Origin of the sequence: Mesorhizobium sp. B2-2-3 (genome assembly GCF_006442405.1) — a bacterium.
GTDB lineage: Bacteria > Pseudomonadota > Alphaproteobacteria > Rhizobiales > Rhizobiaceae > Mesorhizobium.
In genome coordinates, this window is record NZ_VFWC01000027.1 from 1 (window position 1) to 14,565 (window position 14,565).

Here is a 14,565-nt window from a genome sequence, read left to right on the forward strand (position 1 = left end):
TGGGTATCGAGCATCGCTGCCTCCCTTAAGCAGCTATCGGGGCTGCACCTTCTTAGGTGCTGAGCTGCGAATCTCAGCGGTCAGCCGCTGCTCCCGGAGCCGAGCTGTCTTCGCATCCCGTGCCGCCCGCTCGACCTCGATCAGCTCGCGCGCAACATCCGAGGTACGCTCCTTTCTCTCGTGCCTTTCTTTGTCGGTGAACCGTTGCCTTCTCCGCATCGTTGTCCTGATCTAACGGTCCCGCAGTGTTGCCGCACAGAACGATTGTCGCCAGATGGGGTTCCACCCACACAGTAAAAAGCCCGCCACCTTCGGCAGCAAGTGTTTGGCCGCAAAAAGACGTAGGCGAAATGCGGGAGAGACGCCCTTAAACGCAAAACTGGGCAGGCGGTTAGTTTCCGTGACTTTGGCTAACGGCCCAGCGGCTGCCTCGAAAGCGAAAACAACTCGGCCTCGTCAACCACACCTGCCATGTAATTTGCAATGATCCGGGAGGCAATCGAGTCGCGCTCATCAGGCAATGGGTTGTCCGGCTTAAGCTCGTCGAAGACCCGCCCAAGCAGTGCCAACTCGGATTCGTCGAAAATACCGGCCTCGGCCGCCTTTCGTTGAATTGGCATGATTTTCTCCCGGAAGTCTAACCGCGAAAACATGCAGCAGGACCTCCGGTCGCGCAAGGGCTTCACGGGCCGCGATCCTGGCCGACATCAAAATGGCCGGCGCTGGGTTTTTAGAAACCGGGCTTCGCGCAGCAGCGAGTTCCAGTCTGTCCCGATGAGCTTGATCAGATCCAGTGCATCCACTTCGGGAATGCCGACCTCGTTTGCGAGCCGTCGGGCGAGCAATTGCTGATTCTCCCTCTCGTGCCCATCGCTATCCTTTTGCATCGGATCGATCCTCCTTCGCAACCAAACTAGCCAACTGGCCCTTCGTTTCTCGGAAAAGAAAAAGCTCGCCACTGAGAAGCAGTGGCGGGCTTCTGGGAGCTGGCCAACGGAGGACGATGCTGGCCCAGGGCAGCAACGTGGCCCCAAACCATTGGTTGCATCTAAGCGGAAAAAGCCTGCCACATCTCGGCAAGCGGGCGAGTCTGGGGGAACACATACATTGTATGGGAACAGTGCAAGGGCCGAAGTTTCGCGGCGTTGGCGATAAACAAATTGAAAGCCTCCGATTAGGAGATAACCGGCAGGCCGCGCTACATGGCGGCGTGTATGCCGCCACGGCTGGGTCCACCGGCATCGGCACGACATGCGCGCGCGCCACGCCGTCGCGGAGCCATGTCGATCCGGTGGCGATGGCGATGTTCTGAAAGCCCAAGGCCAGTAAGTCCTGCGCCGACAATCGGCTTTCGAAATAGACGTCGACATTGGGCATCTGGCTGAGCTGATACTGGCGATAGTCGCCCACCCGGCCCCATGCCGAGAGGCTGGGCAAGCGGCATTCGCGCGCGACGCAGCCGCCGACTTCGGTGCCGGTCTCGGTAATCTGATAGCCGCGCAGGCCGAGCGGGCACGCGCCGATCGGCACGGACATGCCCGGCAAGCGTATTCAGCAACGGATGGACACCAACGGCGACGGCGTCATCTCGAAGGAGGTGGCGACCGCCCGCGAGCGCCTGTTCAGGAATCTCGACCGTAATGGCAACGGCGTCATCGAGAGGAATGAAATAGAGAGCGCCCGCCACGCCATTAAGGACCGCGCCGAGACCGCGCAGGCGCGGCTCGGCAACCGCGGCATGCTGTGCGACAACCGTGGGCGCGCCTTCCAGGCGCTGGGTGACCTGCGCACCGCGCGCTAATTTGGCGACGGCGCAGTGGCCACGCCCTTCAACGAAGCCGCGGTGAACAACGCGATGACAGCGGTGCGCACCGTCACAACCAGCTTCAGGCGACGATGCAGGACTGTCTCCTGTCAGCGCTGAGAAACGTCAGCGCAAAGCCCGCGCACGGGAGGCTGAGGGCGACGGCCCTACTGGCGGTACAATCGTCGCCGACCTACGTCGACATCCAACCGGTTTGCGATTGCGATGATGGAACAATGCGGCACGACAGGCTTGTCCTGACCCTACTCCGGCGCGAACTCTCGGCTGGCTTGCGCTCGACGCGCCGCCGCGATCTTGTTTGGATCGCCGTTGGAGGTGGTGCTCTGTTCGCCTACGCCGTTGCCGACATCGCCGTCGCATTGCAGGCGACATCCACCACGCTTAGGCAGGCCAGATGATGTGGACGGTCGGACTGCCGGCCGCACTTCTACTGCTTGGCGCCTTCACCGGTAGCGCGCTCGCCAGGCTTTGCCTGTCGCGCGCCTTCGCGCCCTTCCTGAAGGCATTGCCACTTTCGCTTGTAGAGCGCCGGCGCATGACGGCGACGGCAGCGTGTGTGCTGGGCGTTCTCACTACCTTCATCGTCGCGGCGGCAGTGGGCCTTGGCTGTTTCGTCATCGCAAAACCGCTCGCACAAGCCTGGGGTCTCGGCGCCGCGATCCTGTTTGGCGCGGGCTTTTGCCCGGCAGCCGTCCTGCGCCTGCGCAGCGCTCGCGATCTGGTCAACACCGACACTGCCGATCTGGTGAGCGTTCGCGGCGGACGCAAGCCTTTGCTCGGCGCCTTCGATCGCTCGACGCCGACCTGGATCTCGAGCTGGGCCTGGGGTTTGCCCGCCGGCCACGTAACGCTTTCATGGCGGCTGGCGGGAGCAGCTGTCCTGTTCGGTCTGGCGGCGGCAACCTCCGCTTCCATTAGCTTGGTTCGCCATGACGCGGTGCCGGCGGCCATGGCCGGCCTGACCGGTGGCCTTCTCATATTCATGCTGAGCGCGCGGTTCCATCCGCTCGGCTCGCCAGTGTTGCGCACCGCCCCGCTCGACTTTACCAGGGCCTGGCTGCGCCTGACGCGGCTACCCCTGCAATTGTCGGTCGCCTACTTTCTCCTGCCGGCTGGCGCTGCACTGGCGGCGGAGCCGTCGGCCTGGGCGATGCCGCTTGCCAGCGGTTTCTGGCTGCTGGCGCTGAACGGCGCCATTGCCCGAGAGTGGGACGCTCGGCAGTTGGCCGACGCCAGCCACGCACCCGGGACCTTTGAGCTCAACATCATGCAGGTGCTGTGGAACCCATGAGCTGGTGAAGCGGTAACCTCGGCCGCAGACATGGGGAAGTCGAGAGTGACGATCAACCGGCGGGGTGCACCCTGAGCCTAGGCGATCGCCAGCGAGCTTTCGAGGTCTCTGGTCGACAGCAGCGTTGCCAACCGAAACGTGGGCCGCCGGCGTCAGCCTGGCACTCCCATCCCCACCGACGAGCCGTTGGGAAAGGGAAACCGGTTGTCCTCCTCAGCGCCAGTCCCTCCCGCCGACGGCACCACTGCTAGATGGCCTCATCGTCACCCGCAGATGGAAGAAGCTGGCCGGTCGCCAATGTCGTGGGGAGACCCCGCTCCCATCAAGGGCTATCTGATCGACGGTTGAGAAGTCGTTGGCAGCTGATTAGTGGGAAATTTTGACGTCACTCTGCCGTTTTCACCAGCGACTCGGCCATGCCCCGCTCCGTGCTCGCCCGTGGGAAGGGATGGGTCGGTGGTCGAAGCATAAGGGTCTGATGCTCTGTTTTCGGCATTGCGGCGATGAGGATGATGATAGTCCATGTCCAGACCACGACCGCGCAGCCACGGGCCGGAACAAATCTTGGTAAACGATGTTTGGCAGCCCGAACGATAGGTGGAGTTTGATGCTGCAGCAAATCGTATCAGGTCTCAGGCACATGCTTCGACCGCGGGCGCGTGAATCGCTGGCGGATCCGGTTGACGCCATCATTCGCCTTCTCAAGGAAGACCAACCATCGACCCGGAATCCTCCCGCGACCGCAATGCCCGAACGTCCGTATCAGATTCAGCGAAGACGTCGCCGCTACCGCGATCGCGGAGATCCACCCCAGGGCTGATTGCCTGCGGGTGTCGTCCGATCCGCGATCGAAGCGAGCACTTGTGTCCTCACTTACAGCGGTAGGGACTGTTGACCGTCGCGGTGATGGCGCCTTTTCCGGGCGCGCTGGGTCAAGCGACGTTTGAAAAAATCTGCTGATCCAGGTCGCACGTGGCCAGCCCGTAGCGCCACTTATGATTCGTTGCCTCGCGCCGGCTCTGATAGAACAGCGTCAGTTGCCGGCCCTCTATCATTACAGTCGAGTGCCCGTTCTCTCCCGGCTCGCCCGGATCCAGCACTGGGCCGACGGACACGTAAGGTCCTTCGACGCGATCGGCAATTGCGAAGAATACACGCTGGCGGCTGCCGCGCGGACCCTCAGGGAGGAAGCAGGTTGCATTGAGCAGCACGCGTCCATCCGGCAACTCGACCAGTTGAGCGCCTTCGATGCCCCATTCATAGTCGGGATGCTCGCGTGCGTTGTGATGCGGAACGTCCAAGTGGTCCAGGATCTTGCCAACGCGCTTCCATGGTCCGAACCAGGAGTCGGACTGGCTGCGTGCGAGATAGACGTCGGGTTGCGGGACCCTGCTGAACTTCGGCATTCCCGAATAAACGATGTAGCGCTTGCCGCCGATGACCGCCGGATGGGGATCGTAGATGCCATCTTCATCGGTGTCCGGCAGGGATAATATCGCCGACGTCAAAACAACCCAGTGGAAACCATCATTGGACACCGCATGCTCGCACCGCCCACCCGACTTCATGAATTCGGTCTGGATGAACATGTGGAAAACCCCGCCTTCGTGGATGACACCGGGCGCCGCCACGCCCGAGCCGGTGATCGGCAAGGCGATCGGTTCATGCTCGGTCCAGGGGCCACGCGGATCCGGCGCTGTGGCGTGCAGTATCTTCCATTCCTCGCTCGTAACGGTGCCGCTCGATCCGAACATGTGCCAGAGCGTCCCGTCGAATACGGGACAAGGATCTTTCAGGTCGTCCACCTGCTGCGGGTGAAACAACGGAAAGACGTGCGTTTCGAAATTGATCTTCATGTCCACAAACCTCGACCGCCTCTCTCAGCTTCCGACACCCAGGTCCAAACAAACTGATTCGAGGCGTTCGTATCCTAGCAGCGTCGGCTAACACGTGTTGATTTTTCCGCCGGCCTTCAACAGCTTGATGCGTGGCAAAGCGCCACGTTAGGGCGCCGCCGTAGTCCCAATTCCAGCGGATCTCATGCCGCATTCCGACACCGCCTGCGAAGCAGTCGGGCGACCCTGCCTCTGATCGTCGGGGCCGGCGATCGACCTAGGCGGGTCAATTAATTCCGTTGGAACAACTTACTGAATCGCAAGTTAGATAGAACTGATGGGTATCAGATGGCAAGGTCGAAAATTAACCTACGTTAATTTTCGCGGTTATAACTCGTATTAAAAGGGCAAATATATGGACATCGCGCTTTCAAAAATAAAAAAAAGCACATCCCAGGCGTATAATTCAGTACTTATCTGCTTTTCACATCTCCGATGGAATTTTGTACTTCAAAGGCCACAGCACCTCCTGACCCTCGCCGCCCGGCAGCAACAGGTAATTTACTTCGAAGAACCAGCCTTCGAAGATGTCCGCGGTCCCTTCATGCGCGTGAACGACGTAGCTCCGGCAATCAGGGTTGTCACGCCGGTCGTCCCCATTGGAACATCAGCGACAAAGGTGGATGCGATCCAGCGAAGTTTCGTCAATGAACTCGTCGCGCCGGTTCCTCATGACCGGCTGATTGCCTGGTATTACACGCCAATGGCGCTGCGCTTCAGCAGCCATCTTCGCTGCAATGTGTGCATCTACGATTGCATGGACGAGTTGTCCGCCTTCCGCGACGCGCCGGCGGAATTGGCACAGATGGAAAAGGAGTTGTTCGGCCGTGCCGATCTGGTCTTCACGGGCGGGCAAAGCCTCTATGAGGCAAAGCGCAGTCAGCATCGTTCGATCTTTGCGTTCCCAAGCAGCATCGATGCTGCTCATTTCAGCAGGGCGAGAGGGGGTGGCGACGAACCGGCCGACCAGGCAGGCATCCCCCATCCAAGGGTCGGCTATTTCGGCGTGATAGATGAACGGCTCGACATCGCCCTTGTGGGCCAGACGGCTGCGGCAATGCCCGACATCCAGTTCGTCATGCTGGGGCCGGTGGCCAAGATCGATTCGGCGATCCTGCCACGGGCTGGCAATTTGCATTGGCTCGGTCCCAAGAACTATGCCGACCTGCCGAGCTATCTCCGTCATTGGGCAGGCGGATGGATGCCATTCGCACTCAATGAGGCAACGAGATACATCAGCCCAACCAAGACCCCCGAGTTTCTTGCGGCCGGACTGCCGGTGATCTCCACCGCCATCGTTGATGTCGTTCGCACCTACGGTGCGGCTGGTCTCGTCGAGATCGTCGACGCCGACGACATTGCGACCAAGCTTCGCTGCATGCTTGCCCGCCCCAGAGACCTGCAGGTGAGGGCAGTTGATGCCTATCTCGCCGACAAGTCGTGGGAACGCACTTGGGATGCCATGACCTCACACATCCACGGTGTCCAGGCGATGAAAACTGTCGTTCCGCTGCGCAGGAGAGCCTGACGATGTTCGACTGGCTGATCGTCGGAGCCGGCTTTGCCGGCAGCGTGCTTGCCGAGCGCATTGCATCGCAACGCCGCGAAAGTGTCCTGCTCATAGACCGCAGAAATCATGTCGGCGGCAACGCCTATGACTGCTACGACGAAGCGGGACTCCTGATCCATCGCTATGGTCCCCACATCTTCCACACCAACGCGCAATCCATCGTCGACTATCTGTCGCAGTTCACGGCGTGGCGGCCCTACGAACATCGCGTCCTGTCTTCGGTGGACGGCAAACTGCTGCCCATCCCGATCAATCTCGACACAATCAATCGTCTTTACGGACTTGATCTCACCTCCGACCAACTGGAAGACTTCTTCGCTTCGCGACGCGAAACGGTGGAGGAGGTCCGAACCGCCGAAGACGTGGTGGTCAGCACCGTGGGCAGGGAACTCTACGAAAAATTCTTCCGCGGTTATACCCGTAAACAATGGGGCGTGGATCCGTCTCAACTGAGCAAGTCCGTAACGGCACGGGTGCCGACCCGCACCACCCGCGACGACCGCTATTTTGGCGACACGTTCCAGAACATGCCCGCCGGTGGCTATACGCGGATGTTCGAGCGGATGCTGGACAGGCCTGAAATCAAGGTGATGCTGCAGACCGACTATGGCGAGATACGCGAGAAGATCGGCTTTCGGCAGCTGATCTATACCGGGCCGATTGACGAATATTTTGATTGGAGGCTCGGCCGTCTGCCTTACCGTTCCTTGCGGTTCGACCATGTGACAGTGGATTGCGAACAATTCCAGCCAGTGGCGGTGGTGAACTATCCGCAGACGGAAAACTACACCCGCGTCACGGAGTATAAGCATCTGACAGGCCAACGGCATCCGAAAACCAGCCTCACCTACGAATACCCGACCGATATAGGCGATCCCTATTATCCTGTTCCGAGAGCCGAGAACGAGGAGCTGTACAAACGCTACGAGGCAATGGCGGACGCCTGCCCAAACGTCTGGTTCGTTGGACGGCTAGCGACCTACCGTTATTACAACATGGATCAAGTGGTGGGTCAGGCCTTGGCCACATTCGCGAGGATACAAAAGACCCTGCCGGCCTCGGCTTCTTTGGAGGCGCCGACATTTGCTGTGCTCGCGCCGTAACCATTTGCCGGACGAAGCCGAACGCGATGCCGTTCTACCCGACAGGCCCATGCTGCACGCGTGATGGCCGGGCTTACGCGAACAGAAGGCGCTGGCGCGCCAGCTCGTCCGCAACTGGCTGCCGGATGCTGCGCGAACCATCCGCGTGCACGGTAGAAAACAAGCCGACTTCGGCGTGGCGGGAATTGTCCCAACCCGGATAGGCCGTCACGGGATAAATGCAAATGCCTTGGATGGGGACGCCCAGCTTCATCGCGGCGCGGACCTCATCGCAGACATAATGCAGCCATGCTGGCCCGGCGGATCCTTCGGACCCGGTTTCAGCAATGAACATCGGCTTGCGGAACCTGTGAGCGACCTCGAGCAACATCTCGGACAGCGCCCGATATTCATGGTGGCCCATGGGAATGGTCGGACCGTTTAGATACCATTGGTTGTGAGGATAAAAGTTCAGGCCAATCACGTCGACAAGATCTTGGCTGCCGCCCAGTTCAGGCTCGACCTGTCCCATCAGCATCTCATACGCCTCGAACTGACCTCGCCGGGCGTTCTGCGCGCGTTGCCGTTCCGCTCGGCTACCGTCGCGAGGCGCGATATGGATCAGCGGCTCAGCCCAGACGAATCGACAGTCGGGGTCGGCCTGTCGCATTGCACGGATGCCCGCGACCGCTGCCTTAACGAGATGCCGTTTGAACCATCCGCGCTTCTTTGGGCCGACACGCGGGAAGTAGCCGACTTCGACGGCCCAGGCAAAGAACGAGATTTCGTTGATTGGACAAAGCAGCGGAGAGGTGCCCGTGAAGGAGCGATGGAACCGCACGGCCTCCGTGGCAAAAGCGGCGTATGAATCGATGAATTCCTGCGATCCCTGATTGATGTGATCGGGCGACCCGTAATGAAAAACATCCCAGATCACCTGCACGCCAACGGCACGAGCCGCTTCGATCATGGCCGCCCAACTCGACCAGTCATAGATGCCCGGCGCCGTTTCGATCAGGTGCCAGCGCAACCCGTCTCGGATCGTTCGAAGCCCGAGCTCGGCACAGCTCCGGTAGTCCGCCAAGGCATGGATGTTGTGCGAGGTAGCGCGAACAAGATCGAGCCGGACACCGTCGTTCCGCCTGTGGGAGGAACATTCAAAGCCGGCCATGAAGAAGCTTTCGAAGGTTCGGCCGACCGCTCGGTGTTGACCACAGTCTACCGCATCCTGGACCGGGCCGGATCGTTCGGTGGGGGCCGGCCTAGCCATCATGCTCTCTCGCGGGTCTGGCGATTTGCCCGTAGCTCGTTACAGTTCACGGTGCTACGCGATTCGTCGACAGGATCGGCTTCAGGATGCCGACTGGCGCGAGCTTCTGCTTGGCTTCTGTCCTGCTCGTCCATGCCGCGCTTGGCTGTCTGCGGCCAGGCTAGCCTACCCAAGCGTGCCGGCTCCTTGATTGTCATTGATGCATTTCTCCGCTGGCGATCGGCGCCGGAGCTAAACCGCGAGCACAATGCTTTGTTCCGACTGCGCCCGTTACGAACCCCATGCGGACGATTGTTCCCCGGCGCGTCGCAAACCCCACGGCGGGTCACCGCCGGCACGAGAATGGAACCGGCGACCGTCCCGGTAGTTGGGATGATTATCGGTCGGAGGTTTGTCCATGCTTTCCCCCATCGAGCAGCTTGCGCGTTCCGTCAGGGAGCGGCGCGCGATCCTGTTCGTTGGGGCTGGCGTGTCAATGAGTGTCGGCCTGCCCTCCTGGCGTAAGCTCATCGATCATCTGGTCGAGGACCTGGGCATCGATCACGGCATCGTCGCGCCGTCGGACGTCAGCTACCAGACGCTGGCGGAGTTCTACCGGTTGACGCGGGGCGCCATCGGACCGCTGCGAAGCTGGATGGATCGGCACTGGAGTGTCTCGCGTGAGAAAGTGAGATGTTCGGAGATCCATCGCCTTATCGTGGAACTAGACTTCCCGATCATCTACACGACCAACTACGATCGCAATCTCGAGGTCGCCTTCGAAGTCCATAGCCGCGACTACGTGAAGGTGGCAAACGCAAAAGACATCGCCAAGGCAAGCAACGGCGTCACCCAGATCGTCAAATACCACGGCGACTTCGACGACGACTCCTCCCTCATTCTGGCCGAGACGGACTATTTCGACCGGCTGTCCTTCGATTCACCCCTGGATGTGAAATTCCGCTCGGATGCATTGGGGCGGACGATCCTTTTCATCGGCTACAGCATGTCGGATATGAACATCTGCCTGCTTTTGCACCGCCTGTGGCAGACTTGGAGGCTGTCGGGCTACGAGGACGACCGCCCCAGATCGTTCATATTCATGCCTAGCCCGAACGTGGTCCAGGAAGCGGTGCTGGGTCGATGGGGCATAGAAATGTTGAGCGAAGAGGCGGCCCAGCCTGAACAAGCGCTAGCAGCGTTCCTGTCCAAGCTCCTTCACACCATGACCGGCGATGAACCGGAGACCAAGGCGTCCTGAGGGCGACGGTGAAGGCGGTCACCGTCGCGGTTCGCTTCATCGTGGTCTTGCGCCAAACAATCGCGCCCTGCCGAAGCGGATTGCACACGTTGCGCGCACGCGCGTACAACTCGACATGGTCAGGATAAATACTGTCGAACAGAAGGAACATCTTGTTCTGCGGTCGGTTGGGCGAGATCAACGGAGATAACATGAGATGTTTTACACCGACAAGAAATTGCAATTCCCTGTGCGCGTGAAAACGCCCAGCCCGATCTTTGCTCGTGCTTTGCAGCAGGCGATCGGCGGCGTCGAAGGCGAGATACGAGTTGCGCTGCAGTATTTCTTCCAGGCCTGGGGCGCGCGCGGCCCAGGCAAATACCGGGATCTGCTGCTGAACACCGCCACCGAAGAACTCGCCCATATCGAGATGCTCGCGACAGCCGTGGCGTTGAATCTGGAAGGAGCGCCGCTCTCTTTGCAGGAAGACGTTTCGGCCGATACGATCGGCGGCTCCGTGTTGAACGGCATGAACTTCCGCCACATCCTTTCCACCGGACTCGCGGCATTGCCGGAAAATTCAAACGGCGTGCCCTTCAACGCTTCACACGTCTACGCCAGCGGCAATCTCGCCGCCGACATGGTCGCCAATGTCACGGCGGAAAGCAGTGGCAGGGTGCTTGCCACACGCCTCTACAACATGACCGACGATCCCGGCATGAAGGAGATGCTATCGTTCCTGATCGCCCGCGACACGATGCACCAGCAGCAATGGCTAGCAGCCATCGAGGATATGGGTGGGCTCGCGACCTCGCTGCCGGTTCCAAACTCCTTCCCCCAGGAACAGGAATTTCGCGACGTCAGCTATGCTTTCGTCAACTGTTTCGTCGACGGCGTGCCGCCGCCCGAGGGCCGTTGGTCGAGCGGCAAATCCATTGACGGCAACGGAGAGTTCACGACGGTCGCGGGCCAGCCGATGGGTGAGGAACCCATGCTTGGCTCACCCCGCGTGGACAGCGGAGCACAGAGCGAACAGATCGGTTCTGCCAAAGGCTCCAGTCGCGCCAGGGGGTCGGACGGCAACCGCGCTCGCGCCTAGTGACACCTTCCAGCTCGGGGCTGACGCCAACGCTTTCTCCCGTGCCGCCAATCCCGGGGGAAAGCACTCTACGGCGTCGCGCCTCTGCTCAGGGTGAAGTAGCCGTATTGGCGGAACTCACCTGCTGCCCATCACTTGGCCAGCGAACCATCGTCACCGTCAATCGAACAAATCGATGAGGGGACGCGTGATCATGAGCCAGAAGATGGCGAGCACGGCGGCGAAGGCTGGGAAGCCGAAGACAAACCACAACCGAAACAGCTTGTTGTATCGCTCCGGCGGCGGGTCGCCAGATGTGGCGGCGCGCGCCGCCAGATTGCGCATCTCCATCTGCATCCAAACAACCGGCAGCCAGAACAGGCCGGTCACGATATAAAGCACAATCGACAGCACGATCCATCCTTCCCTCAGTGAATAGCCAGCCTGCCAGGCAAGGGCTACCCCGGTGATCGGCTGCGCGACGACGGCAGTCGCGGTAAAGAGGAAATCAGCGACAACCACGATGCGGGCAACTGCCGCGATCGTTGCGGCATTGCCGGTCCGGTGGGCGAGGAGCATGAAGAAGGCGATCCCCGCCCCTGTCCCAAGCAGCACGGCTGCGCCGATGACGTGCAGATATTTGACCACGAAATAAAGCATCAGCGCTCATCCAGGATCGCCAGGGCAACGAAGTGCAAGGTGAGGATCGGCAGGATCTTCATCAGCGGGCCGAGTGGCTCGTTCCAGAGATCCGGGCGCAGGATGGTGCCGGCGATGGCATAGAACAGCGAGATCGCGATCGCACCCCAAAGACCCGGGCGGCTTGTCGGCCGGAAGGCAATTAGCGCGCCGACAGCCGCGTCGGCGATTGCACCGGCCACGACCGCGGCCTCGGCGTGGGGCGCCACCGCAGTGCCGATCAGCAGTTCGACGCCATTACGCCAGCCTGTCGTGAGCGAGATGATGCCGGTCATGATCCAGAAGAATGGCAGCACAACGAAGATCGCCGGCTTGATGAAATAGAGCCCGGCAAACCATCGCTCCTGGACCGTTGCCGGGTCGGCCGCAAGTGCTGATGCGAGGCTTGCCGGGTGAATGCCTGTCGTCGCGATCCAAGGCTGCGGATCACCGACAGCGCCTCGAGTGATTTCTTTTTGCGCATTGCTGCGGATCGGCGGTCGCCAGCCGAGCCACCCAGCCAGATCGCCCAGACGATAGATGCCTCTCGCCGCCCAGCCGGGCAAGGTGAATACGGCTGTCTTTTTCCATCCGAACCACTGGCGGTAACGACTGATGAGCTCTGTCATGGTGAGTGCCTCCGGCCCCGCAAGTTCCAGCGTCAAGCGAGTAGGACTCGCGGGCTGGAGGAAGAAAAGAACGGTCGAGACAATGTCATCGAGCTGAACGACTTGCAGGCGACCGGTCCCAGGCATGGCCGGCAACAATGGCAGTGCGGCCAGCCCACGCAACAATGCGCTTGCGCCAAAGACGCCGCGCCCCAGCACCACCGAGGGACGCAAGATCACCCAGCCGACATCGAGCGCCATCAATGCCTTGTCGCCGGCCAGCTTGCTGGCGGAGAAGGCGGACGGCTGATCGCGGTCGACACCGATCGCCGAGAAGTGGATGACCGTCTTGATGCCGGCCCGTTCGCAGGCCCTGAAGAGAGCGGAAGCGGCGATGGCATGGACCTCCTGAACTCTTTCCCGCGCGTTGTCCTGCAGCACGCCGGCGCAGTTCACGACGGCATCGACGCCTGAAAGAGGGGAAGACCAGTCCTCCGGTCGGACCGCCTTCGTCATATCCACGATGACGTCCGAATTCTTCGGAAAGCCCGCAGGTCGGGCGCTGCGGAGCACGCGCCGTACTTCGTGTCCCTCCGCCTCCAGGCGCGCGCACACTGACGAGCCTATCAAACCTGTAGCACCGGTGACGAGGATCTCCATCCCTAGAGTCCGGCCTGCGCCGGCACCCGGGCCTCGAGCGGTCTGGTTACCGGCCCGGAAAGAACCACATCTTGCTGGCCGAAGCCGCATCCGTGGCAGGAGCAGGACCATGTCTGGTCAACCGGGTTCCGCCCGTCGATGCACTCAAGACGGGTACAGATCGCCGAATACGCGGTAATCGAACGGTCCGCCGCCTTGCTGATAGCGAGTCGCTCGCCATCATGATTGATCAGCCGACCCTCGCCTGAGCCGATCCCATCTACCGGCACCTGTTTCGCGGCCGTAGGCCCGGAGACCGCTACTTCGGCTTGCCGGATATCCATGACGCACGTCCTCGGCGTGATCCAGTACGGATATCTATGCTGCCTTTTGCATAGCTCTCTCGTTCACACCGGCCTCCCCGAGTTGCGTCAGTGCTTCATCCGTCGCCTTTTCCTCCTTGAGCGACTGTTCGAGCAGCGGAACGGCCTTTTTCAGACCAAGCAAACCGGCCCAGGTGATCAACGTTCCATATCGGGCGATTTCATAGTGCTCGACGGCTTGCGCGGCGGCTACGAGCCCGGCATCCAGGGCCGGAGCCTCTTGAAACTCCTCCAGGATCTCCTGCCCTTCTTCGATGATGCCGTCGATTGCCGGGCAGGTCTTTCCCTGTGCCCGCTTGCCGAAGATCTCGAACACCTGCTGCAGGCGCTCGATCTGGCCTTCCGTCTCCCCTCGATGCTTCTCAAAGGCAGCAATCACCTTTTCGGATTCAGCTCCCTTCGCCATCTTCTTCAAGGCGGAAAGGATTTTGCGCTCAGCGTAGTAGATATCCTTCAAGCCATCCTGGAAGAGATCCTCAAGTCCCTTTGTCTGCGAAGCTTTCTTGGTTGCCATCGTCATCTCCTGCTTGAGAGCGCGCCGGGCGGCACCCTGCTCAAACGAGGCGGCTAGTTGTTTGTTCCGCCGTGTTTCAGCAGGCGGCCGGCACGCCGTCGGTTGCGAACAACCGGTATCGACGCACTGCCTAAACGCGCACACGATGGTGCTGTCTCGCCAATGCCGCATCCAGGCGCGCTATCACGGCGCCGATGCGACACTTCGATAACGCGAGCGACGAGTATCCGTTTGCGGGCACTTGCCTACCAAGAGGTTCTAAAGTTGCGAGTGTAGTCTGCTGGCCAGCCAGTCCGATACTTTTTCGATCAGGGGACGCGCTTCCCATTCGCTCAAACTGATCTGCCTGGATCGCGCAAGATCCTGGTTGAACAGGTCGATCTGCGTTTTGGCAAAATCCTGGCCGTAGACGTTCAGCGTGGCTTCATCGTTCAGGCGCAAAGAGCGCTCGTCCAGGTTGGCAGAGCCAAAGCTCGTCCAGACGTCGTCGACGATCAGGAGTTTGGGATGATA

16 protein-coding genes are annotated in these 14,565 nt (G+C 60.7%); 6 read left to right on the top strand and 10 right to left on the bottom strand.

What is annotated here, in order from left to right; genetic code table 11:
* Positions 1-410 precede the first annotated feature (410 nt).
* The 3 genes from FJ951_RS28090 to FJ951_RS28960 form a co-directional block, all read right to left on the bottom strand.
* Positions 411-620 carry a hypothetical protein gene (locus tag FJ951_RS28090; RefSeq protein WP_140518312.1) on the bottom strand — a complete coding sequence of 70 codons (210 nt, stop codon included), beginning with the start codon at positions 618-620 and terminating at the stop codon, positions 411-413.
* An 87-nt stretch (positions 621-707) separates the two neighbouring features.
* Entirely contained in the window at positions 708-887 is a 180-nt protein-coding gene (locus FJ951_RS28095) for a hypothetical protein (RefSeq protein WP_140518313.1), read from the bottom strand.
* The gene (locus tag FJ951_RS28960; protein WP_224682011.1) at positions 874-1,536 is read right to left on the bottom strand and encodes a hypothetical protein; all 663 of its coding nucleotides are present in this window, start codon (positions 1,534-1,536) and stop codon (positions 874-876) included. The genes FJ951_RS28095 and FJ951_RS28960 overlap by 14 nt, the downstream gene beginning before the upstream one ends.
* Between FJ951_RS28960 and FJ951_RS28110 the strand changes: the two genes are divergently transcribed.
* Positions 1,535-1,801, top strand: coding sequence for a hypothetical protein (locus FJ951_RS28110; protein ID WP_140518315.1), 267 nt, complete (start codon positions 1,535-1,537; stop codon positions 1,799-1,801). The two genes, FJ951_RS28960 and FJ951_RS28110, sit on opposite strands and share 2 nt — an antisense overlap.
* Positions 1,802-2,219: 418 nt before the next feature.
* Positions 2,220-3,116 carry a hypothetical protein gene (locus FJ951_RS28115; RefSeq protein ID WP_246671804.1) on the top strand — a complete coding sequence of 299 codons (897 nt, stop codon included), beginning with the start codon at positions 2,220-2,222 and terminating at the stop codon, positions 3,114-3,116.
* Between the two features lie 932 nt (positions 3,117-4,048).
* Here FJ951_RS28115 and FJ951_RS28120 read toward each other — a convergent pair.
* Positions 4,049-4,972, bottom strand: a complete 924-nt coding sequence (locus FJ951_RS28120; protein WP_140518316.1) for a hypothetical protein — start codon at positions 4,970-4,972, stop codon at positions 4,049-4,051.
* Positions 4,973-5,366: 394 nt separating this feature from the next.
* Between FJ951_RS28120 and FJ951_RS28125 the strand changes: the two genes are divergently transcribed.
* Both FJ951_RS28125 and glf read left to right on the top strand, forming a co-directional pair.
* Positions 5,367-6,539: a glycosyltransferase family 1 protein gene (locus tag FJ951_RS28125; RefSeq protein ID WP_140518317.1), complete on the top strand. Its 1,173-nt coding sequence runs from the start codon at positions 5,367-5,369 to the stop codon at positions 6,537-6,539.
* A 2-nt stretch (positions 6,540-6,541) separates the two neighbouring features.
* Entirely contained in the window at positions 6,542-7,684 is a 1,143-nt protein-coding gene (gene glf / locus FJ951_RS28130; protein WP_140518318.1) for a UDP-galactopyranose mutase, read from the top strand.
* A 73-nt stretch (positions 7,685-7,757) separates the two neighbouring features.
* On the opposite strand, the gene FJ951_RS28135 is transcribed toward glf, so the two are convergent.
* Positions 7,758-8,834 (bottom strand): beta-glucosidase, encoded by a 1,077-nt coding sequence (locus FJ951_RS28135; RefSeq protein ID WP_140518319.1) that lies wholly within the window; start codon positions 8,832-8,834, stop codon positions 7,758-7,760.
* Between the two features lie 496 nt (positions 8,835-9,330).
* On the opposite strand from FJ951_RS28135, the gene FJ951_RS28140 reads away from it, so the two are divergent.
* On the top strand, positions 9,331-10,173 hold the full coding sequence (locus FJ951_RS28140; RefSeq protein ID WP_140518320.1) for an SIR2 family protein: 843 nt from the start codon (positions 9,331-9,333) through the stop codon (positions 10,171-10,173).
* Positions 10,174-10,369: 196 nt separating this feature from the next.
* Positions 10,370-11,251 (top strand): manganese catalase family protein, encoded by an 882-nt coding sequence (locus tag FJ951_RS28145; RefSeq protein WP_140518321.1) that lies wholly within the window; start codon positions 10,370-10,372, stop codon positions 11,249-11,251.
* Positions 11,252-11,410: 159 nt separating this feature from the next.
* Here FJ951_RS28145 and FJ951_RS28150 read toward each other — a convergent pair whose 3' ends face one another.
* The 5 genes from FJ951_RS28150 to FJ951_RS28170 form a co-directional block, all read right to left on the bottom strand.
* Positions 11,411-11,890, bottom strand: a complete 480-nt coding sequence (locus tag FJ951_RS28150) for a DUF2269 family protein (protein WP_140518322.1) — start codon at positions 11,888-11,890, stop codon at positions 11,411-11,413.
* A complete protein-coding gene (locus FJ951_RS28155) occupies positions 11,890-13,176 on the bottom strand; it encodes an SDR family oxidoreductase (protein ID WP_140518323.1) in 1,287 nt (428 codons plus the stop codon). Before FJ951_RS28155 ends, FJ951_RS28150 begins: the two co-directional genes overlap by 1 nt.
* 2 nt (positions 13,177-13,178) lie before the next feature.
* Entirely contained in the window at positions 13,179-13,499 is a 321-nt protein-coding gene (locus FJ951_RS28160; protein WP_140518324.1) for a Rieske 2Fe-2S domain-containing protein, read from the bottom strand.
* 34 nt (positions 13,500-13,533) lie between these two features.
* Positions 13,534-14,052 carry a ferritin-like domain-containing protein gene (locus tag FJ951_RS28165; protein ID WP_140518325.1) on the bottom strand — a complete coding sequence of 173 codons (519 nt, stop codon included), beginning with the start codon at positions 14,050-14,052 and terminating at the stop codon, positions 13,534-13,536.
* A 258-nt stretch (positions 14,053-14,310) separates the two neighbouring features.
* Positions 14,311-14,565 (bottom strand): phospholipase D-like domain-containing protein (locus FJ951_RS28170; RefSeq protein ID WP_246671805.1); only part of this gene is annotated, 255 nt, incomplete at its 5' end.